We start from the raw sequence: 20,941 nt of genomic DNA, 5'->3' as shown, positions 1-20,941 counted from the left end.
ATTTTCTCCGGGCCGCGCCCCCCCCCCTGCCGGGGCGCGTGGGGGGGGGCGGGCCGCCTCGCCCCCTTCGTTTCGCCCCCGCGCGCGGCGGGGGCCCGGGGGGGGCCCGGCGGGGGCCGGCCCCCCCCCGCGGCCGCTCAGTCGTTGGGGACGGTCTCGAACTTCGGCGTGGCCTCGGCCATCTGCCGCATCACGTCCTTGCGGTCCCGCTTGGACAGCCGGTCGATGTAGAGCCGGCCGTAGAGGTGGTCGGTCTCGTGCTGCAGGCAGCGGGCGAAGTAGCCGGTGCCGTGCACCCGCACCGGGTTGCCGTCGAGGTCCTGGCCGCGGACCACCGCGTAGTCGGGGCGGGCCAGCTCCATGTAGGCGCCGGGCACCGACAGGCAGCCCTCGTTGGAGTCGTCCAACCGCCGCTTGTCCGCCGGGAGTTCCTCCAGCACCGGGTTGCAGATCGCGCCCACGTGCCGGTCGTTGTCGTCGTCGGGGCAGTCGTACACGAAGACCTTCAGGTCCACGCCGATCTGGTTGGCGGCCAGGCCCACGCCCTCGGCCGCGCGCTGCGAGGCGAACATGTCGTCGACCAGGGCGGCCAGCGTGTCGTCGAAGACGGTGACGTCCTCGCACTCCCGGTGCAGCACCGGGTTGCCGACCACGGTGATCGGGCGGGCCGTGCCGCGCTCGCGGTGGGCCTGCTCGCGCGCCTCGGCATCCGTCACGTCGTCGAGGAACTCCTGGTCGTTCTCAGTCTGCTGCTGGGACATCTCCGCCGTACGCCTTCCCGGAACCTGAAATCGATCCTTCCCACCTTACGGTGCCCGGCAAGCCCCCGTGCCACCCGGCGAGTGGGCGTGAGCGCCCGGAGGCGAACCGAGCGCACAAAGAGCTGCGAGCTTCAGCAGACCTCTTCGAGGTCCCGCCAGTCGCGGGTGCCGGGGCTGTCGGCGACCCAGCCGTCGAGCAGGCCGCGGACCAGGCCGGCGGGGGCGGCGATGCCGCACTCGCGCTCCGGGGTCCAGCGCACCCCTTCGCTGCCGCGGCTCAGATGGCTGAGGTGGCCCGGGTGGCCGGGCTCGCCGTGGTCGTGCGGGTCGCGGGTGACCGCGGAACCGTCGTCGGTGGGCATACGGCTCTCGGAGCAGGTCCGGCACAGCAGCCGCACCGAGGACGACCAGTCCTCCGCGGCGTACCCGGCCTCGGCGGCCAGCCGCTCCAAGGCGTCCCGGTCGGCCTCGGTGGCGGCCTCCAGCAGCACCAGCCAGGTCGGCACCGGTGACGGCGCCCACAGCTCGATCTCGTCGAACACGGGGTACACCGCGCCGCCGGGCGCGTCCGTGGTGGCCCGCTCGCCGTGCGGCACGCCGTCGTGCAGCACGACCTCGCCCCAGCGGCGGCCCGAGGAGGGCAGCGGGATGGACAGCACCTCGATGCGGGCCGGGTCGAGCCTGCGGCCCCACACCACCTCGGCCTCGCCTTCCGGCGACAGCCGCACGGCGGCGCTGCCCAGCGGCATCCGCGCCGACTCCTCGCCACTGCGCTCGGCGGTGCCGGACGGCACCCGCAGCCCGTACGCCTGCCAGGCGCGGCGCGCCAGCGGCCAGTCCTGCAGGGCGGTGGCGGCGATGCCCAGGTTCCACCAGTCGGGAGCGCCGACCGGACGGTCCAGCAGCGCCACGGCCCGCAGGCCGGCGATGCGCGCCTGCGCCCAGTCGTGCCGGAACTTGTGCAGCAGGGCGAGGTTGTACCAGGACTCGGAGAGCCACGGCTCCAGATCGGCGGCACGCGTCAGCAGCGCGCCCGCGTCCTCGTAGCGGCCGTCGTCGATCAGCGAGAACGCCCGGTCTGTGGCCTGGCGCCACGTGGGCGACGGCCGGTGCCGCACTCTTCCGAAGATCTTCAACACTGCTTCCCGCCTCCCCCCGTGCCTTCCCCGTACGACACCAACCTTGCACACTTTGGTCGTTGTCTCAGCCCGACCGTCCCAGGCAGGTGAGGACGGGCTTCACCCGACCTCCTTGCCATCCTCACCGGCATCCAACCATGCCCTGGTGGAGTGCCGTGCGAGGACCCTGGTGAGAGCCTCGACGACCCGCGGGTCGTACTCGTGCCCAGTGGCCAGCCGCAGCCGCTCGACGGCCGCCAGGCGGCCCTCCAGCGCGGCCGCCTCACCCGTCAGGTCCTCGTACGCGTTGACCGCCCGAACGATGCGGCCGGCCAGCGGCTGCTCCCGGTACGGGTGGGCCTGGCGCTCGACGATCAGCGCGACCTCCGCGGGGGCACCCGTTCGGCGTACGACCTCGCCGCCCAGCGCGGCGATGGCCTGGCGGCGCTCGCCGTCCAGCGGCTCGGTGGCCCCGCCCGGCACCGGGTCGACGAGCGAGAGCTGGCCGATGTCGTGCATCAGCGCGGCGTGCTCCAGCAGCCGCAGCTGCCGGGCCGGCAGGCCCAGCTCCCGGCCGACGGCGACGGACAGTTCGCTCACCCGGCGCGCATGGCCGCGGGGCGTGTACCCGGCGACCTCGGTGGCGCGGGCCAGGGTGGCGACCGTCTGCCGGTAGGTGGCCCGCACGGCGGCGTGGCCGCGCAGCGACGCCTGCGTGAGCAGCAGCGGCAGGGCCACCAGGGGGACCGCCCACAGGCCCGCGCTGCGGACGGCCAGCGCCATCACCACGCCGCCCGCGCACACCGCGGAGCCGATCCCGGTCAGGCCCCTGACCTCGTCGCGCAGCCCCGGCACGAACGGCCGGCCGCCCCTCGCGGCGGCCGGTGCCGCCACCAGCACCGCGTCCCACAGCGCGGTCGCGCCGAGCACCGCGACCAGGAACGCGGCCCGCGGCGCGCCGGCCGTCCCGCTCAACACGTCCTCATCGCCCAGCGGTTGGCAGCAGACCGCGGCGAAGGCGACGATCAGGACGCGGCGGGCCGCCGCCTCACCGCGCGGCGGCCCGGTGGCCTGGGCGTGCCGCCCGTGCCGCGCACGCCGGGTGCGCACCGCGCGCCGGCCGCTCGCGCCCGCGGCGAGCACGGCCAGCCCGGTGGCCGCGGCCACCACGGCGACCGCCTGGGCCACGCCGGCGACCGACGGGCCCAGCAGCGCGTAGCCCAGCCCGCCGGCGGTGGCCAGCGGCGCGCCCTCCCGGTCGGTGCCGGCCGGCACCCGCAGCAGCTCTCCGAGCAGGACCACGCCGCCGAACGCCAGCGCCGCGCCCGGCTCGCGCAGCCCCGCGTACGCGGCCCATCCCGCCCCCCACAGCACCAGACCCCCGCCGGCCGCGGCCACTGCCCACCCCACCGCGTCCCCTCTCACGCCCCCACCACCCCCGCCGCCACCAGCACCCCCTCCCCCACGACCGTCGCCCCCGCCGCACGGGCGGCGCCCGCGGGCGCCTGCGGCACCACGGCCGGGGCGGGCGCGGGGGCGAGCGTGGCGGTGGACGTGCTGGCGGTGGACGTGGTGGCGGTGGACGTGGTGGCGGTGAGGGCCCGGATGAGGGCGGCGACCATGGGGGGATCGAAGTGGGTGCCGGCGCAGCGGTCGAGTTCGGCGAGAGCGGAGGCGACCGGGCGGGCGGGGCGGTAGGAGCGGGTGGACGTCATGGCGTCGAAGGCGTCGGCGACGGCCACCACGCGGGCGGACTCGGGGATCCGGGCTCCGGACAGGCCGTGCGGGTAGCCGGAGCCGTCGAGGCGCTCGTGGTGGTGCAGGATCGCCGCTCTGGCGTCGTCGAGGAAGGCCAGGCCGCGGGTCATCTCGTGGCCGTACTCGGGGTGCAGCTGGATCAGCCGGCGCTCCTCGGCGTCCAGCGGGCCGCTCTTGCGCAGCACCCGGGTGGGCACGCCCAGCTTGCCGATGTCGTGCAGGATGCCGGCCAGCCGCAGCGCGTCCACCCGGTCGGCGTCCATGCCCAGCTCGCCGGCGATCAGCGCCGACGCCCGGCCGACCCGCTCGCTGTGGCCGCGCGTGTACGGGTCCTTGAGGTCGACCGCGTGCACCAGCGCCCGCACGGTCGCCTCGTGCGCGTCCCGCACCCGCCGGGCGCGGGCGAACACCCAGCACGCCACGTACATCGGCAGCGGCACCAGCACCGCCGCGAAGACCCCGTAGCCGCGCAGCCACAGCAGCGCCGTGGTCAGGCCGACCACGCCGTACGTCAGGTGCGGGCCCAGCGCGCCGAGCAGCGGCTCGCCCCAGGCCGCGGCGGGCGGGCAGTGCTCCGCGGTGACCAGGACCGCGCCGGTGAGCGCGGTGGCGGTGACGCAGAAGACGAGGGCGGCGACGGCCGCGGGCAGCAGCGCGTACGGCAGGTCGCCGGCCCGCAGCGCGGCGGGCCCGTCGAGCAGCCGGGCGGCCAGCGACGCGGTCCACGCGGCGACCGCCAGGTGGGCGGCCCGCCAGCAGCGCCGCACCCACGGCACGGGGTGCCCGGCCAGCGACCCGGGCACGGCGACCAGCGCGGCCGCGGCGGGCGGCAGCAGCAGTGCGCCGGCCAGCAGCACGGGCAGGAACGGTCCGACGGCCGACGGCGGATGCCGTTCACCGGGCAGCACGCCCGGCTCGCACAGCGCGTACAGGACCGCGAGGACGACCACGGTGCCCCACGGGACGCCGGCGACCGGCGCGGGCGCCGCGCACAGCACCCCCGCGGCGCACACCGCGCCGACGGTGACACGGGCCTCACGCGGCAGCGCACGGCGGGCCGCGGCGGGCGGACGGGGAGCCGCACCCGCAGCACCGGCCACGGCGGGAGCACGCGGCGGACCGGACGGGTCGGTGGAGCCGGACCCGCCGGACGGGCCGGTGGAGCCGGTGGCACCGGACGCGCCGGACGGGCCGGTGGAGCCGGACGCGCCGGACGGGCCGGTGGAGCCGGTGGCATCGGACGCGCCGGGCCTTTCGGCGGTACCGGACGCGCCGCCGGGCGGACCGGGCTCGCCCGAGGCGTCGCCGGACGCGTCACCGGGATCACCGGACGTGCCGGAGGCAGCCGGCACCGCCGCCCCGGGCGCAGTGGGCACCATCCGCACGAGCGGCCTCCCCTCGGGCTCCTCGACATGCACGGCGGGCGCGGCCCTGTCCCCCGCCGAGCCCGTCAGAGACTCAGGAGGATAGGGCCGCGCCCGCCGTGGAAGAGCCCGCGTCGCCCTCGCTCACCCGCACGGGTGACCGGGGTGTTCGGGAGGCCGCGCGGCCGGGAGGCCGGCCGGTGTCAGGCCGAGGGGGCCTCGGTCGGGGTGAACGCCTCCGGCTCGGGCACCGCCTCGCCGGAGCGGATCATCTCGAGCCGCATCATGACCTTCGACCGCAGATCGGTCGGGACGTCGTCGGAGCCGCAGCAGCGTTTGACCAGCTTCTTCACGGCCTGTTCGAGCCCGTACTTCTCCAGGCACGGATGGCACTCGTCGAAGTGCTGCCTGAACTTGGCGCAGGCTTCCTCGGACATCTCGTCGTCGAGGTACTCGTAGAGGTGGTCGAGCACCTCGGAGCAGTCCGTCTCATGTGCGTTGCCGCAGCTCATGAATCCGCGCCCTTCTCCTCCACCGCGCCTGCCGGAACGAGCCCGCGCTCGCGCGCGTAGTCCTCGAGCAGCTCACGCAACTGACGCCGTCCGCGGTGCAGCCGCGACATCACGGTGCCGATGGGTGTTCCCATGATGTCCGCGATCTCCTTGTAGGCAAAGCCCTCGACGTCCGCCAGGTAGACCGCGATGCGGAACTCCTCGGGGATGGCCTGCAGGGCCGCCTTGACGTCGGAGTCGGGCAGGTGGTCGAGCGCCTGCGACTCCGCCGACCGCAGACCGGTCGACATGTGCGACTCGGCTCGTGCCAGCTGCCAGTCCTCGATGTCCTCCGCGCCGCTGCGCAGCGGCTCGCGCTGCTTCTTGCGGTAGGAGTTGATGAAGCTGTTGGTGAGAATGCGGTACAGCCAGGCCTTCAGGTTGGTGCCCTCGCGGAACTGGTGGAACGACGCGTACGCCTTCGCGTACGTCTCCTGCACCAGGTCCTCGGCGTCGGCCGGATTGCGGGTCATCCGCAGCGCGGCCGAGTACATCTGGTCGAGGAAGCCCATGGCGTCCCGCTCGAAGCGCGCCGTGCGCTCCGCGACGCTCTCCTGTGCCTCTCCCGTGCCGGACGCACCCGCGTTACTCGCCGTGCTGTCGTCGGTGCCGGTGACCGGACCCACCTCCTCAGTGACGCTTACGTGTCCACGCGCGGACACGCTCGTCTGGGAGGATATTGCACGAGGGATGGGCGTGCCGGTTCCGCCCTTGCCGTCCTTGGTCGTGGACCACTCGGTCCACTCCAGAAACGGTGCGGCGGCGGCCGCCTGTGCACCGGCGACATCCGCCTCTGCACGTGGCCGGCATGCGGCTGAAACCATGCGGCTGCCTTTCTCGCCAAGCTCCGGGAAGCTGTTTCCGTCTGTCGCCTGTCACAACGCGTGCTGTGATGTCGTCATTCCCGAGGACGAGAATGCCGGGCCTCCCCGCGGCGGAGCGCCGCGGGGACGGTGCGTCCCCGGCCGGTTTCAGGCCGTGGCGAGCCCCAGGCCGGCCAGCCAGTCGCCGACGGCGCCGGTGAGGATCCGCAGCGCCTCGTCCTGGGTGAGCGGCGCCCGCTTGGGGACGGCGAAGCCGTGGTCGCCGTACGGCACCTCCGTCGGGACATGGCCGCGCGGGAACTCCGCCGGGCGCCCGAAGGTGTCGTTGCCGCCCTGCACGCCCAGCAGCGGCAGCGCGCCGGCCGCCGCGGTCAGCTCCTCGGCCCGGGACTTCTCCGGCTTGCCCGGCGGGTGCAGCGGGAAGGACAGCGCCAGCACCGCCGCGGCGCCCAGCTCCCGCGCCGTCCGGCAGGCCACCCGCGCGCCCGCGCTGCGCCCGCCGGCCACCACCGGCAGCCCGGGCGCGGCCAGCGCCGGCCACAGCGCGGTCCACCCGGCGTCCAGGGTCTTCGGCGCCGGCGCGAGCTTACGGCCGGCCACCCGCCACGGCTGCTCCACCAGGGCCACGATCACGCCGCGGGGCGGCAGCGCGGCGGCCAGCGCCGCCAGGTCACGGGCCTCGATGCCGCCCCCCGCGCCGTGCCCGAGCGCCAGCACGCAGCGCGCGGCGGCCTTCCTCGGCGGGCCGTGCCAGGTGATCCGGGCCGGCCCGGCGGGGGTCTCGACCGTCTCCACCGTCCCGGCCGCCGGCTGCCGGGGCTTCCCGGGCCGTGCGGGCTGCTTGGGCTGTGCGGGCTGCGGCATCAGAAGAGCGTCTCCTCCTCGGGGGCCGCGAGTTCGGTGACGAGTTCGGGGCCGTTGTTCTGCACGTTGCTGACCGCGGTGCCGACGGGGTACGCGCGCAGCAGACCGGTCGGCGGGGGCGCCAGCAGGCCGGAGAGGTCGTCGGGGTCGGTGGTCGCGGGGTTGAGCCAGGCGTCCCACCGGTCCGGGGTCATCATCACCGGCATCCGCGGGTGGATCTCGGACAGCGAGCGGGGGCCGCGGCCCTCGTAGCCGGCCAGGTCGGCGGTCTCCGCGGCGGTGGTCACCACCGTGCAGGTGGTCCACCAGGCCCGCGGGTGGTCGTCGGGCAGGGTGCGGTCGCGCCAGAACTCGTACAGCCCGGCCATCGCGAACACCGAGCCGTCCGCCGGGGTCACGAAGTACGGCTGCTTGCGGGGCCGCTTCCGCCTGCCCTCCTCCTCCAGCTGCCGCTCCTGCGTGCCGGTGACCCACTCGAAATAGCCGTCGGCGGGTATCAGGCAGCGCCGGGCCGCCAGCGCGCGCCGGAACGACGGCTTCTCCGCGACCGTCTCGGCGCGCGCGTTGATCAGCCGCGCCCCGCCCTCGGGCGTCTTGGCCCACGACGGGACGAGCCCCCAGCGCAGCACACGCAGCTGCCGTACCGGATCCGGGGAACCGGAGTCCCGCACCGGACGGTCAAGTACGACGTAGACGTCTTTCGTCGGCGCCACGTTGTAGTCCGGCGCGAGCGTCTCGGTGGGCTCCCACTTCTGGACCTCGAAGATTCCCGTGAGGTCCTCGGGTTTCCGGCTCGCTGCATACCTGCCACACATAGCTGCAACACTGCCACGACCACGGCCCCAGAAAGCAACACGCGAAGGATTGATCGCCCGATGAACGTCGCGAGCATCACCGAGATGTGGCACCGGCTGACCGGAACCCAGCCCGACCCTTCGCGCTGGCTGGTGGGGGCGACCGCCCTGGTGGCGCTGGCCGCCGTGCTGATGCGCGGGCTGTGGCACGTCACCAGGAACGCGGTGACGATCGCGCACGAGGGCGGCCACGGCCTGCTCGCGCTGCTGTCCGGCCGGCGGCTGGACGGCATACGCCTGCACTCCGACACCTCGGGGCTGACCGTCTCGCGGGGCAAGCCGCACGGCCTGGGCATGGTGCTCACCGCGGCCGCCGGGTACACCGCGCCGCCGCTGCTGGGGCTGGCCGGTGCGGCGCTGCTGGCCGCCGGGCACATCACCGCGCTGCTGTGGGGCGCCACCGCCCTGCTCCTGGTCATGCTCGTGATGATCCGCAACGCCTACGGCGCCCTCACCGTGGTGACCGCCTGCGCGCTGTTCCTGCTGGTCTCGTGGCTGACCAAGGCCCAGGTGCAGGCGGCGTTCGCCTACCTGGTGGTGTGGTTCCTGCTGGTCGGCGGTGCCCGCCCGGTCGCCGAGCTGCAGCGCACCAGGCGCCGCGACCGCAGCGGCACCTCCGACGCCGACCAGCTCGCCCGCCTCACCCACACCCCGGCCGCCCTGTGGCTGCTCTTCTTCTACGCCGTCGCGCTCTGCTCCCTGGTCGGCGGCGCCCGCTGGCTGCTGGGTCGCTGACCCGCGGGTCGGGTCCGGGCCTAGCACCTTCCTGTTTCCAGCGGGTTTCGGCGGATTCGCCGACTTATCTCCCCGTACCCGAGCCACTACGCTTGCTGACCATGACGGACAGCACCGCGCAGACCGACGTGTGGCCGGCCCCGGCAGCGGCCGGGGCCGTGGACGCCCTCGTCCAGGTACCCGGCTCCAAGTCGGTGACCAACCGCGCCCTGGTGCTGGCCGCCCACTCCACCGAACCCGGCTGGGTGCGCCGCCCGCTGCGCAGCCGCGACACCGTGCTGATGGCCGAGGCGCTGCGCGCGATGGGCGTGCAGATCGACGAGATGGTCAACCCGGACGGCGGCGAGGCGTGGCGGATCATCCCGGCCGGCCTGCACGGCCCGACCCGGGTGGACGTCGGCAACGCGGGCACCGTGATGCGCTTCCTGCCGCCCGTCGCCGCGCTGGCCGACGGCCCCGTTCGGTTCGAGGGCGACGCGCGGGCGTACGAGCGGCCGCTGCACGGCGTGATCGACGCGCTGCGGGTGCTCGGCGCCCGGATCGACGACGAGGGGCGCGGCTCGCTGCCGATGACCGTGCACGGCGCGGGATCGCTGGCCGGCGGCGCGGTCGACGTCGACGCGTCGGCGTCGTCGCAGTTCGTCAGCGCCCTGCTGCTGTCCGGCCCGCGCTTCAACAAGGGCCTGGAACTGCGCCACACCGGCCGCACCCTGCCCTCGCTGCCGCACATCCGCATGACCGTGGACATGCTACGGAAGGCGGGCGCGAAGGTGGACACCCCGCAGGACGGCGGGGCCCGCAACGTGTGGCGGGTGGCGCCCAGCGCGCTGCTCGGCCGCGACCTGACCGTGGAGCCTGACCTGTCCAACGCCGCGCCCTTCCTGGCCGCCGCGCTGGTCACCGGCGGCCGGGTGACGATCCCCGGCTGGCCGCGGTACACCACCCAGCCGGGCGACAGCCTGCGCGAACTTTTCACCCGGATGGGCGGCTCGTGCGAGCTGACCGACGCCGGCCTGACGCTCCGCGGCGGCGGGCGCGTGCAGGGCCTGACCGCCGACCTGCACGACGTCGGCGAACTCGCCCCGGTGATCGCGGCGGTGGCCGCGCTTGCCGACGGCCCGTCCGAACTGAGCGGCATCGCCCATCTGCGGATGCACGAGACGGACCGGCTGGCCGCGCTCGCCCGCGAGATCAACGGCCTGGGCGGCGACGTCACCGAGACCGAGGACGGCCTGCGGATCCGCCCGCGGCCACTGCACGGCGGGGTCTTCCACACCTACGAGGACCACCGGCTGGCGACGGCCGCCGCGGTGCTCGGCCTGGCCGTCGAGGGTGTCGGCGTGGAGAACGTGGCCACCACCGGCAAGACCCTGCCGGACTTCCCCGACCTGTGGACCGCGATGCTCGGCGCCCCGGCCGCCGCCGGCCGGCCGGCCACCGCCGGGCCCGCGCAGGCCAAGGCCCAGGGGCAGGGCTGAGCAGTGCGGCGCTACGGCAAGAACCCCGACGAGGACGACATCCGCGTCCGCCCCAACCGCAAGGGGAACCGCCCGCGGACCAGCATCCGCCCCAAGCACGAGGACGCCGCCGAGGGCATGGTGCTCACCGTCGACCGCGGCCGGCTCACCGTCCTCGTCGACGACGTCGAGATCGTGGCGATGAAGGCACGGGAACTCGGCCGCAAGTCCGCGGTGGTCGGCGACCGGGTGGCCGTCGTCGGCGACCTGTCCGGCGTCAAGGACACCCTGGCGCGGATAGTCCGGGTCGAGGAGCGCTCCTCGGTGCTGCGGCGCACCGCCGACGACACCGACCCGTACGAGCGGGTGGTGGTGGCGAACGCCGACCAGCTGGCGATCGTCACCGCGCTCGCCGACCCCGAGCCGCGCCCCCGGATGATCGACCGCTGCCTCGTCGCCGCCTACGACGCCGGGCTCCAACCGCTGCTGGTGCTCACCAAGTCCGACCTGGCCCCGGCCGAGCCGCTGCTGGAGACCTACGGCGCGCTGGACCTGGACTACGTGGTGACCAACCGGGACGACTTCCTGACCGGCGGGGTGGACCAGATCCGGCAGCGGCTGGCCGGGCGCGTGACGGCCTTCGTCGGGCACAGCGGTGTGGGCAAGACCACGCTGGTCAACGCGCTGGTCGAACGTCAGCGCAGCACCGGCCGGGTGAACGCGGTCACCGGGCGCGGCCGGCACACCACCACGTCCGCGCTCGCGCTGCCGCTGCCCGGCGACGCGGGCTGGGTGATCGACACCCCGGGCGTGCGGTCCTTCGGCCTGGCCCACATCGACCCGTCGCGCGTCATCCACGCCTTCCCCGACCTGGAGCCCGGCACCGCCGACTGCCCGCGGGCCTGCTCGCACGACGAGCCCGACTGCGCGCTGGACGACTGGGTCGCCGCCGGCCACGCCGAACCGGCCCGGCTCGACTCCCTGCGGCGGCTGCTGGCGACCAGGGAGCGGCGCGAGGGCGACTGAGCGGACCGCCCGACTGGCGGCGAGTGCGCCAAGGCGGTCACACGCACCGGGCATGCTGTGTGATGATCGACAGCGCACGGCGTGCCGGACGCCGTGCGGTACGGCGCAGCGAGCGGGCTGCGGACGGCGGCCCGCGCAGAACGGAGGCAAGCGATGGCCTGGCTCCTCGTGGTGGTCGCGGGGCTCTTCGAAACCGGGTTCGCCGTGTGCCTCAAGCTGTCGCACGGCTTCACCCGCCTCTGGCCGACCGTCGCCTTCGCCCTCTTCGCCCTCGGCTCCTTCGGCCTCCTCACCCTCTCCCTGAAGAAGCTCGACGTCGGCCCGGCCTACGCCGTCTGGACCGGCATCGGCGCGGCCGGCACCGCCATCTACGGCATGGCCTTCCTCGGCGACCTCGTCTCCGCCCTCAAACTCGCCTCGATCTCACTGGTGATCCTGGGAGTGATCGGGCTGCAGATCTCGGGGTCGTCGCACTGATATTTTTGCCGGCGCGCGTCAGGGTGGGGGTAGCCCGCGGGGTGAACGGATCGGGTGAAGGTGATCGGTGCGGGTAGCTCGCAACGTGAACGGATCGGCTGAAGGTGATCGGTTGCCCTAGCTCGAAAAGTGGACGTCCTGGCCCTTATTGCCGCGCCCTCGCCTCCGGGCCCTTAGATCCGGTGTCTGCCGGTCGATCGTGCTCGGCCCGCTCGTTCCTCACGGGGCTGCGCGCGTTCTCCCTCTAGACACCGGCGGGCCCTTCGGCTCGGGCGCTACAAAAACGGGTGAGGCCGCACATGCAGAACGCCCCCAGGGTTCGCTGTCAGGGTCACCCTGGACCAGCTGTCTGGGGTACCCCATAGGCCCGCACCAATTCCCCCGGCTGCCCCGTGTAGGCATCGAGCCAAAGGGCCCGCCGGTGTCTAGAGGGAGAACGCGCGCAGTGAGCGACGAAGGAGCGAGCGAGCACGATCGACCGGCAGACACCGGGTCTAAGGGCCCGGCGGCGAGAGGCCGGCAAAAAAGGGCCAGGACGTTCACTTTTCGAGCTACCCGCACCGATCACGTTCAGCCGGAACGTTCACCTTGCGAGCTACCCGCACCGATCACGTTCAGCCGATCCGTCCACCTTGCGAGCTACCCGCACCGATCACGTTCAGCCGATCCGTCCACCTTGCGAGCTACCCGCACCGATCACCTTCACCCCCCTCCCCCTCACACCACCTCCCTCACCACCGGAAAGTGGCAGGCCGCGACGTGGTCCGGGGCGTGGGGGGTGAGGAGAGGGGGTTCGGTGGTGCAGCGGGTGCGGCTGGTGGGGTCGAGGGTGGCGAAGACCGGGCAGCGGGTGCGGAAGCGGCAGCCGGTGGCGCGTTCGGTGGGGCCGGGCGGGTCGCCGGCGAGGAGGATGCGGGTGCGGCGGCGCTCGCGTACGGGGTCGGGCAGCGGCACCGCGGAGAGCAGCGCCTGGGTGTAGGGGTGGCGCGGCCGGGCGAAGACCTCGGCGACGGCGCCGGCCTCGACGGTCCTGCCGAGGTACATCACGCTGACCCGGTCGGCGATGTGCCGCACCACGGACAGGTCGTGGGAGACGAACAGGTAGGACAGGCCGAGTTCGGCGCGCAGCCGCAGCAGCAGGTTGAGCACACCGGCCTGCACGGACACGTCCAGGGCGGACACCGGTTCGTCGAGCACCAGCAGGCGCGGGTCGACCGCGAGGGCCCGGGCCACGCCGATGCGCTGGCGCTGGCCGCCGGAGAACTCGTGCGGGAAGCGGGCGGCGTGGGCGGGGTCCAGGCCGACCTGGCGCAGCAGTTCGGGGACGCGGCGGGCGATCCGGTCGCGGTCGGCGCGCTGGGCGCGCAGCGGCTCGGCGATGATGTCGCCGACGGGTTGCCGCGGGTCGAGACTGGCCATCGGGTCCTGGAAGACGATCTGCACCTGGGCGCGCAGGGCGTGGGCCTCGCGGCGGGTCAGTCCGGTCGCCGGACGGCCCATCAGTTCGACGCTGCCGCGCTCGGTGCCGGCCAGTTCCAGGATCTCGAAGAGCGTGGTGGACTTCCCCGAGCCCGACTCGCCCACCAGGCCCAGCACTTCGCCCTGCCGGATGTCCAGGTCCACGCCGTCGACGGCGTGCACGGACCCCACTCTGCGCTTGAACACGGCGCCCTTGAGCAGCGGGAAGGTCTTCGCCAGCCCGCTGACCCGCAGCACCTCGGCGGTCTCCGGCCGTTCCTGGGCGCGCGGCGCGGCGGCGCGTTCGGCCTCGGGCACGGGGAACACGTCCAGCGGTCCGAGCCCGGCGACGTCCGCGGTCCGCACGCACGCCGCCCGGTGGTCCCCCGCGGCAGGGTCCGCCGACCTCGGCGAGGGCTCGGCCCCGCCCGTTGCGCCGCCGGCGACGTCCGCGGTCCGCACGCCCGCAGCCGTCGGCGACGGCTCGGCCCCGCCCGGTGCGCCCGCGGCGACGTCCAGCAGGGCGGGCTCCGCCTCCCGGCAGCGGTCCTCGGCCAGCGGGCAGCGCGGGGCGAAGGCGCAGCCGGGCGGCAGGGCGTCCGGGAGGGGCGGGCTGCCGGGGATCGGCACCAGCACGCCGGGGGCGGACCCGTCCGCCCCGGGCCCGCCGTCGAGGCGCGGGACGGCGCCGATCAGGCCGAGGGTGTAGGGCATGCGGGGGCGGGCGAACAGGGTCCGCACGTCGGCGGTCTCCACGATCCGCCCGGCGTACATCACCGCCACCCGGTCCGCGGTGCCGGCGATGACCCCGAGGTCGTGGCTGACCAGGAGCAGTGCCGCGCCGGTCTCCCGCTGGGCGGTGCGCAGCACGTCGAGGATCTGGGCCTGGATGGTGACGTCGAGGGCGGTGGTGGGCTCGTCGGCGAGCAGCACGTCGGGGTCGTTGGCGACGGCCATCGCGATCATGGCGCGCTGCCGCATGCCGCCGGAGAACTCGTGCGGGAACGCCTGGGCGCGCACGGCCGGTTCGGGGATGCCGACCAGGTCGAGGAGTTCGACGGCGCGCCGCGCGGCCTTGGCGCGGGTCATGTCCTGGTGGGTGCGGAGGGCCTCGACGATCTGGTCGCCGATCCGGTAGACGGGCGTGAACGCGGTCAGCGGGTCCTGGAAGACCATGGCGATCCGGTTGCCGCGCAGCCGGGAGAGCGCCGTGTCGGAGGCGCCGACCAGTTCGGTGCCGTCGAGCCGGACGGAGCCGCCGACGGTGGCGCTGTCCGGCAGCAGGCCCATGGCCGCCAGCGCGGTCACCGACTTCCCCGACCCGGACTCGCCCACCAGGCCCAGGACTTCACCGCGGCGCAGCGCCAGGTCCACGCCGCGCACCGCGGGCGTGCCGCGGAAGTCGACGGTCAGTCCGCGGAGTTCGAGCACGAGGTCGCTCACCGCGCACCCGCCTTCGCGCCCCGCCGGGACGGCCGTCGCCGTCCGCCGCCGGGGCCGCGGGAGGTCGGGTCGAGGGCGTCCCGCAGCCCGTCGCCGATGAGGTTGACCGCGAGCACGAACACCACGAGCAGCCCGGCGGCGAAGAAGAACATCCACGGGTAGGTCACGGCCGCGCCGGTCCCGTCGGCGATGAGCGTGCCGAGCGAGACGTCGGGCGGCTGCACGCCGAAGCCGAAGTAGGACAGGGCGGTCTCGCTCATCACCGCGGAGCCGACCGCGATGGTGGCGTCGATGATGAGGAAGGAGGCGACGTTCGGCAGCACGTGCCGGACGATGATCCGCACCGGTCCCACCCCCATGTAGCGGGCGGCCCGGACGAACTCCCGCTCCCGCAGCGAGATCGTCATGGAGCGAACCACCCGGGCGGTGACCATCCAGGCGAACAGGGCGAGCAGGAAGGCGAACACCAGCCAGCCGCCGCCCTTCAGCCGGGGCGAGATGATCGAGATGATCAGGAAGCTGGGGAAGATCAGCAGCAGGTCGGTGGTGAAGGTCAGCAGCCGGTCGGTCCAGCCGCCGAAGTAGCCGGCGCAGGCCCCGACGGCGGCCGCCGCGCCGGTCGCGAGTACGCCCACCAGCAGCCCGATGACCAGGGATTTCTGGAGTCCGCGCACGGTCTGCGCGAACACGTCCTGCCCGATCCTGTTGGTGCCCCACCAGTGCCGGGACGAGGGCGCGGACCGCAGGGCGGTGTAGTCGACGTCGCTGTAGCCCCAGCGGGTCAGGTGCGGGCCGGCGAAGGCGAGCACGAACAGCAGCACCACCACGACCAGCCCGGCGACCGCGGTGCGGTGGGCGGCGAAGCGGCGCAGCACCACCCGGGTGCGGCCGGGCGGCGCGACGAGGGTGCCGTCGTCTGCGGCCCCGGCGAGCAGGGCCTCGGGTGCGGTTGCCATGGGTGGGTGGGCCCTGTCAGGAGTGGCGGATACGGGGATCGAGCGCGGCGTGCAGGAGGTCGGCGAGGAACCCGGACAGCAGGACCACGACGGCGGCGAACGTGCTGACCGCGACGACCGAGTTGACGTCGTCCTTGGCGATCGAGGCGACCAGCCACTCGCCCATGCCGTGCCAGCCGAAGATCGCCTCGGTGAAGATGGCGCCGGTGAACAGGGCGAGGAAGTTGTAGGAGAAGAACGTCGACATCGGGATCAGCGCGGTACGCAGCCCGTGCCGCAGCAGCGCCCTGCGCCGGGTCAGGCCCTTGGCGCGCGCGGTGCGCAGGTAGTCGGAGCCGAGCACGTCGAGCATGGTGTTGCGCTGGTAGCGGCTGTAGAGGGCGACGGTGACCAGGCCGATGGACAGGCTCGGCAGCAGCAGGTGCACCGCCCGGTCCTTCAGGTGCGCGAGGAGGCCGCCCTGCAGGCCGGGGGTCTTCTCCCCGGTGAACTGGATGACGTCCGAGCCCAGGGCCTGGTTCAGCCGGATCGCGCCGATCTTGAGCAGCACGGCGAGCAGGAACACCGGGGTGGACAGCAGCAGGAAGGAGCCGAGGGTCACCAGCCGGTCGGGGAGCCGGTACTGGCGGACCGCGGTCCACGCGCCGGCGAGCACCCCGAACACCGTGCCGAGCACGGTGCCGACGATCAGCAGCCGCAGGCTCACCCCGACCCGGCGGCCGAACTCGTCGTTGACGGAGGCGTCGTCGATGGTGCGGCCGAGGTCGCCGCGCACGGCGTGCCCGGCCCAGTGCCCGAAGCGCTCGGCGAGCGGGGTGTGGTCGTTGATGCCGAGCTCGGTCAGCTGCGCGTTGACGGCGGCGGGCCGCGGCGGCGGCTGCCGGGCCTCGAAGTAGGCGCGCGGCTGCAGCGCGGTGGCGGCCAGCGCGTACGACAGGCAGACCGCCACCAGCAGCAGCGCCGCGTAGTAGCCCAGCCTTCTCGCCAGATACGCCAGCACGTCGGCGGTCCTCTCCGTCGGGGTCCTTCCGATCTTCGAGTCCTCACATTGCCGCACTGTGAAGAGTCCATGTCAACATCCCGGAGAGCGATTCGCGCCGTCCGCATGCCGGTCTACGGTGTGGCCACTCTGGGTCTGCTGGGACCTGAGTGCCGGCTGCACACTGCTGCACGACAGGAGGAGTTGCTCATGCCAAGGACCTTCGGCAGATCCGCGACCGCATGCGCGGTCGCCCTCGCGGCGGTGCTCGCGGCGGCGGGGTGCAGCAGCAGTTCGCACGACTCGACGTCCCCGAAGCGCGGTTCCGCGCCGCCGGCGGCGGGCTCGCAGGAGGTCAACGCGCAGCCCGCGGACAAGGTGCGGCAGGGCGGCACGATGAAGATGGCGATCCAGCAGTGGGTCTCGCAGTGGAACTTCTACCAGGTCGACGGCACGCAAGGAGACGGCCAGAGCATCGTGCAGCAGGTCGAGCCGAACCTGTTCACCTTCGACGCCCAGGGCGACTCGGTGCTCAACAAGGACTTCCTGGTCTCGGCGAAGGTGACCTCCACCAGCCCGCAGGTCGTCACCTACCGGCTCAACCCCAAGGCGAAGTGGTCCGACGGCAGGCAGCTGAGCTGGCAGGACTTCGCCACCCAGTGGAAGGCGCTCAACGGCAAGGACGACCGCTACCTGGTCGCGGACACCAGCGGCTACGACCAGATCGCGTCGGTCACCCGCGGCGCGGACGACCAGGAGGCGCGGATCACCTTCCGCACCCCGTACGCCGACTGGCAGCGGCTGTTCCGCCCGCTGCTGCCCGCGCCCTCCATCGCCACCCCCGAGCTGTTCAACAAGGGCTGGCTGGCGAAGATCCCGATCACCGGCAACTCCTGGAAGGTCGGCTCGTACGACAGGACGGCGCAGACGGTCACCACCGTGCCGGACCCGAACTGGTGGGGAGCCAAGCCCAAGCTGGACGCGATCATCTACCGGGCGCTGGACGCCTCCGCGCAGACCGACGCGTACCTCAACAAGGAGATCGACTACACCTCGGCGATCCAGCCCGAGGACTACAAGCGGCTGTCCGGTGCGCCCGGCACGGACATCCGGCACGGCGCCCGCTGGGACGAGGTGCACATCACCTTCAACGGCGCGCGGGGCCCGCTGCAGGACCTGCGGGTGCGTCAGGCGGTGGACCTGGCGATCGACCGCAAGGGCCTGGTCGAGGCGTTCTCCAAGGACCTGCCGTTCCCGGTCTCGCCGCTGGGCAACCACTTCTTCATGCCCAACCAGCTGGGCTACCACGACAACAGCGGGCGCTGGGGGACGTACGACCTGGCCGGCGCCAAGCAGCTGCTGGACCAGGCCGGCTGGAAGGACAACGGCGCCGGGAAGGCCAGGACCAAGGACGGCAAGCAGCTCACCCTGGACTACGTGCTCAGCGCCGGCTCCAGCTCCTCGGCGACCGACCAGGCCCAGCTCGTGCAGGCGCAGCTCGCCCAGGCCGGCGTCGACGTCCGCATCCGGCAGGTCCCGGCGAACGACTACTTCGAGAAGTACGTCAACACCGGCGCGTTCGACCTGGTGAGCTTCCGCAACGTCGACGCGATCTTCCACACGCTGCTCTACTCCACCTTCCAGGCCCCCAAGGGCCAGCAGGTGTACGGCAACTACGGCCGCGTCACCACCCCGCAGATCCAGCAGCTGCTGGACCAGGCCGCGCAGACCACCGACCAGGCGCGGTCCAACGCCCTGTACAACCAGGCGGACACGCTGCTCTGGGAGCAGGTGCACTCGATCGAGCTGTACCAGCGCCCGCAGATCCTCGCGGTCCGCAAGGGCCTGGCGAACTTCGGCGCCTCGGGGCTCGCGGACTGGTCCTACAACACCATGGGCTGGACCAAGTAGCCGCCCCCGTACGGCAGTCGCGGCCCGCCGTCACCGGCGGGCCGCACCCCGGTCCGGGTGGCCGCGGCCGTCAGCCCGCGGGGCGCTCCAGCAGGCTGCGCACCAGCTGGGCCACCCGCAGGCAGGCGTCCTCGTCACTCGGGGCGGGGGCGATGACGTAGGAGAGGGTCAGCCGGATCGCGGCCTCGCAGGCCCAGGCGACGCCGTCCCGGCCCAGCTGCGGGAATCCGGCCTCCAGCGCGTCGACCGCCCGTAAGTGCAGCGCACCCACCAGGTCGGGCAGCGGCGGGCGGTGGGCGCGCGGGCCGGTGAGCCCGGCGCGGACCAGCGGGCTGCGGCGGGCGCTGCGCAGCGTCCAGCCGGCGGCCGCCGCGAAGCACTCCCCCGGGTCGCCGCAGTCCCGCCCGGCCAGATCCAGGGCCCGGTCGACGCCGGCCAGGTACGCCTCGGCCTCCCGCCGGGCGAGCGCCCTGGCCAGACCGTCCTTGCTGCGGAACTCGTTGTAGAGGGTCTGCCGGGACACCCCGGCGGCGGCCGCGACCTCGACCATCCGGACCGCCGCCCACGGGCCGCTGCCCAGCGCGGCGAACGCGGCGTCGAGGAGCGAGTCCCTGGCTGTCGGCATCGTCGCCTCCCGGGCCACCGCGCCGTGGCCGCGGGCGCGGGGGTGCGAAGAGAATTGACGCGGCCGCGGGGTCTGTCAAGGTTCCGCGTCGCGGTCCGGCCGGTGCGCCGCCGGGCGGCCCGCGGGGGTCGGCGCGCCCGGCGCGCCGCGGGCGGATGACGCTGCCGCGCGGCGGTTTCGGTGTCCGGGGCCGGGCCCGCCGATGGCCGCGGCCAGGCGGGATCGCTACTGTTCGGCTCATGGCCGACTACAACGACGACCTCCGATTGGCCCATGTGCTGGCCGACGCCGCCGACGCCGCGACCATGGCCCGCTTCAAGGCCCTCGACCTGAAGGTCGAGACGAAGCCCGACCTGACGCCGGTCACCGAGGCGGACAAGGCCGCGGAGGAGGTCATCCGCGGCCAGCTCAGCCGGGCGCGGCCGCGAGACGCGGTGCTGGGCGAGGAGTTCGGCAGCGACGGCGGCGGGGCCCGCCGCTGGATCGTCGACCCCATCGACGGCACCAAGAACTATGTGCGCGGCGTGCCGGTGTGGGCCACCCTCATCGCGCTCGCGGTGCGCGGCGAGCAGGGCGACGAGGTCGTCGTCGGCGTGGTGTCGGCGCCCGCGCTCGGCCGCCGCTGGTGGGCGGCCAAGGGCGGCGGCGCCTACACCGGACGCAGCCTGTCCTCGGCGACCCGGCTGCACGTCTCGCGCGTCGGCAAGCTCGCCGACGCCTCGTTCGCGTACTCCTCGCTGAGCGGCTGGGAGGAGCAGAACCGGCTCGACGGCTTCCTGGACCTGACACGCGACTGCTGGCGGACCCGCGGCTACGGCGACTTCTGGCCGTACATGATGGTCGCCGAGGGCTCGGTGGACATCTGCGCGGAGCCCGAGTTGAGCCTGTGGGACATGGCGGCCAACGACGTGATCGTGCGGGAGGCCGGCGGCCGGTTCACCTCGCTCGACGGCACGCCGGGACCGTACGGCGGGAACGCGGCGGCCTCCAACGGGCTGCTGCACGGCGAGCTGCTGGGGTACCTCAGGCCGTCCTGACCGCCCGCCGGGCACCGTCCTGACGGAGCACCGGCGCCACCGCCCCACCGGCGCGCGGGAGTTGAGCTCCCGCACGCCCCCTTGCCCGGCACCGGAGTGCGTGTGACGATGAAGGTGCCGGAGTTTGTGAATTTGTGAAAACATTCACGGGGATTCCAGAGCGCCGGCGCCACGCCCCCAACGGAAGGCTTCACCCCCAAGGAGGTGCCCCTTCATGCTGGTCCGCGACGCGATGACCACGGTGGTCCTCACCATCGGCCCCGCCCACACCCTCCGCCAGGCCGCCCAGCTGATGTCCGCCCGCCGCGTCGGCGCGGCCATCGTCCTCGACCCCGACACCTGCGGCCTCGGCATCCTGACCGAACGCGACGTGCTCAACGCGATCGGCGCCGGGCTCGACCCCGACGACGAACCCAGCCACGCCCACACCACGACCGACGTGGTCTTCGCCGCACCCCAGTGGACGCTGGAGGAGGCCGCGGCCGCCATGCTGCGCGGCGGATTCCGGCACCTCATCGTCCTCGACGGCCAGGAGGCGGTGGGCGTGGTGTCCGTGCGCGACATCGTCGCGTGCTGGGCGACGGCCCACACCGCGGTCCCGGCCTGACGGCCACGCCCGCTTCGACGGCGATGGGACCGGAGCCCTTTGGCGTCCGGCCCCATCGGCCTCAGCGGTCAAGCGGTCATCAGGTGCGGAGGGCCATGGACCGCGGCCTGCGCGCTTGCCGTCACCGGCCCCGCGG

Annotated in this window: 19 protein-coding genes; 7 read left to right on the top strand and 12 right to left on the bottom strand. The window is 73.9% G+C overall.

The genetic code is table 11. The annotated features are described in order from the left end of the window. Positions 1–137: 137 nt before the first annotated feature. The 8 genes from def to ACH4TG_RS38975 all read right to left on the bottom strand — a co-directional run bounded on the left by def (position 138) and on the right by ACH4TG_RS38975 (position 8,055). Positions 138–761, bottom strand: coding sequence for a peptide deformylase (gene def / locus ACH4TG_RS39010; RefSeq protein WP_398247730.1), 624 nt, complete (start codon positions 759–761; stop codon positions 138–140). Between the two features lie 131 nt (positions 762–892). Next, positions 893–1,897 (bottom strand): tetratricopeptide repeat protein, encoded by a 1,005-nt coding sequence (locus ACH4TG_RS39005; protein WP_398247736.1) that lies wholly within the window; start codon positions 1,895–1,897, stop codon positions 893–895. Between the two features lie 102 nt (positions 1,898–1,999). Beyond that, a complete protein-coding gene (locus tag ACH4TG_RS39000; RefSeq protein WP_398247728.1) occupies positions 2,000–3,289 on the bottom strand; it encodes an HD-GYP domain-containing protein in 1,290 nt (429 codons plus the stop codon). Between the two features lie 11 nt (positions 3,290–3,300). Next, complete coding sequence (locus ACH4TG_RS38995) at positions 3,301–5,016, bottom strand: HD-GYP domain-containing protein (RefSeq protein ID WP_398247726.1); 1,716 nt, start codon at positions 5,014–5,016, stop codon at positions 3,301–3,303. A 188-nt stretch (positions 5,017–5,204) separates the two neighbouring features. Next, entirely contained in the window at positions 5,205–5,513 is a 309-nt protein-coding gene (rsrA, locus tag ACH4TG_RS38990; RefSeq protein WP_398247724.1) for a mycothiol system anti-sigma-R factor, read from the bottom strand. Further along, positions 5,510–6,178 (bottom strand): sigma-70 family RNA polymerase sigma factor, encoded by a 669-nt coding sequence (locus tag ACH4TG_RS38985; protein WP_398247722.1) that lies wholly within the window; start codon positions 6,176–6,178, stop codon positions 5,510–5,512. Before ACH4TG_RS38985 ends, rsrA begins: the two co-directional genes overlap by 4 nt. Before the next feature lie 345 nt (positions 6,179–6,523). Further along, the gene (locus ACH4TG_RS38980; protein ID WP_398247720.1) at positions 6,524–7,240 is read right to left on the bottom strand and encodes an alpha/beta family hydrolase; all 717 of its coding nucleotides are present in this window, start codon (positions 7,238–7,240) and stop codon (positions 6,524–6,526) included. Continuing rightward, positions 7,240–8,055 carry an SOS response-associated peptidase gene (locus ACH4TG_RS38975; RefSeq protein ID WP_398247718.1) on the bottom strand — a complete coding sequence of 272 codons (816 nt, stop codon included), beginning with the start codon at positions 8,053–8,055 and terminating at the stop codon, positions 7,240–7,242. Before ACH4TG_RS38975 ends, ACH4TG_RS38980 begins: the two co-directional genes overlap by 1 nt. Positions 8,056–8,115: 60 nt before the next feature. Here ACH4TG_RS38975 and ACH4TG_RS38970 point away from each other — a divergent pair, with 60 nt between their 5' ends. The 4 genes from ACH4TG_RS38970 (at position 8,116) to ACH4TG_RS38955 (ending at position 11,789) form a co-directional block, all read left to right on the top strand. Continuing rightward, positions 8,116–8,829 carry a M50 family metallopeptidase gene (locus ACH4TG_RS38970; protein ID WP_398247716.1) on the top strand — a complete coding sequence of 238 codons (714 nt, stop codon included), beginning with the start codon at positions 8,116–8,118 and terminating at the stop codon, positions 8,827–8,829. Positions 8,830–8,930: 101 nt separating this feature from the next. After that, positions 8,931–10,307: a 3-phosphoshikimate 1-carboxyvinyltransferase gene (aroA, locus tag ACH4TG_RS38965; RefSeq protein WP_398247714.1), complete on the top strand. Its 1,377-nt coding sequence runs from the start codon at positions 8,931–8,933 to the stop codon at positions 10,305–10,307. Positions 10,308–10,310: 3 nt separating this feature from the next. Then, positions 10,311–11,312 (top strand): ribosome small subunit-dependent GTPase A, encoded by a 1,002-nt coding sequence (rsgA, locus tag ACH4TG_RS38960; RefSeq protein ID WP_398247712.1) that lies wholly within the window; start codon positions 10,311–10,313, stop codon positions 11,310–11,312. 153 nt (positions 11,313–11,465) lie between these two features. Continuing rightward, positions 11,466–11,789: a DMT family transporter gene (locus ACH4TG_RS38955; RefSeq protein WP_398247710.1), complete on the top strand. Its 324-nt coding sequence runs from the start codon at positions 11,466–11,468 to the stop codon at positions 11,787–11,789. A gap of 717 nt (positions 11,790–12,506) precedes the next feature. Here the strand turns inward: ACH4TG_RS38955 and ACH4TG_RS38950 are convergent. The 3 genes from ACH4TG_RS38950 to ACH4TG_RS38940 are packed head-to-tail and all read right to left on the bottom strand — an operon-like array spanning position 12,507 to position 16,646. Further along, complete coding sequence (locus ACH4TG_RS38950) at positions 12,507–14,690, bottom strand: dipeptide ABC transporter ATP-binding protein (protein WP_398247708.1); 2,184 nt, start codon at positions 14,688–14,690, stop codon at positions 12,507–12,509. After that, complete coding sequence (locus ACH4TG_RS38945) at positions 14,687–15,646, bottom strand: ABC transporter permease (RefSeq protein ID WP_398247706.1); 960 nt, start codon at positions 15,644–15,646, stop codon at positions 14,687–14,689. The genes ACH4TG_RS38950 and ACH4TG_RS38945 overlap by 4 nt, the downstream gene beginning before the upstream one ends. Positions 15,647–15,662: 16 nt before the next feature. After that, the gene (locus tag ACH4TG_RS38940) at positions 15,663–16,646 is read right to left on the bottom strand and encodes an ABC transporter permease (RefSeq protein ID WP_398247704.1); all 984 of its coding nucleotides are present in this window, start codon (positions 16,644–16,646) and stop codon (positions 15,663–15,665) included. A gap of 189 nt (positions 16,647–16,835) precedes the next feature. On the opposite strand from ACH4TG_RS38940, the gene ACH4TG_RS38935 reads away from it, so the two are divergent. Further along, positions 16,836–18,536, top strand: a complete 1,701-nt coding sequence (locus ACH4TG_RS38935; RefSeq protein ID WP_398247702.1) for an ABC transporter family substrate-binding protein — start codon at positions 16,836–16,838, stop codon at positions 18,534–18,536. A gap of 70 nt (positions 18,537–18,606) precedes the next feature. Here the strand turns inward: ACH4TG_RS38935 and ACH4TG_RS38930 are convergent, their stop codons facing one another. After that, positions 18,607–19,161 carry a TetR/AcrR family transcriptional regulator gene (locus ACH4TG_RS38930; RefSeq protein WP_398247701.1) on the bottom strand — a complete coding sequence of 185 codons (555 nt, stop codon included), beginning with the start codon at positions 19,159–19,161 and terminating at the stop codon, positions 18,607–18,609. A 239-nt stretch (positions 19,162–19,400) separates the two neighbouring features. On the opposite strand from ACH4TG_RS38930, the gene hisN reads away from it, so the two are divergent. Then, positions 19,401–20,198 (top strand): histidinol-phosphatase, encoded by a 798-nt coding sequence (gene hisN, locus ACH4TG_RS38925; RefSeq protein ID WP_398247699.1) that lies wholly within the window; start codon positions 19,401–19,403, stop codon positions 20,196–20,198. A gap of 214 nt (positions 20,199–20,412) precedes the next feature. Continuing rightward, the gene (locus ACH4TG_RS38920) at positions 20,413–20,805 is read left to right on the top strand and encodes a cyclic nucleotide-binding/CBS domain-containing protein (protein WP_398247697.1); all 393 of its coding nucleotides are present in this window, start codon (positions 20,413–20,415) and stop codon (positions 20,803–20,805) included. Positions 20,806–20,941 lie beyond the last annotated feature (136 nt).

This window comes from Streptomyces sp. NPDC020917, assembly GCF_044333795.1.
In the GTDB taxonomy this organism is placed as follows: Bacteria; Actinomycetota; Actinomycetes; order Streptomycetales; family Streptomycetaceae; genus Actinacidiphila.
This window is presented reverse-complemented; position numbering and strand designations above follow the sequence as displayed.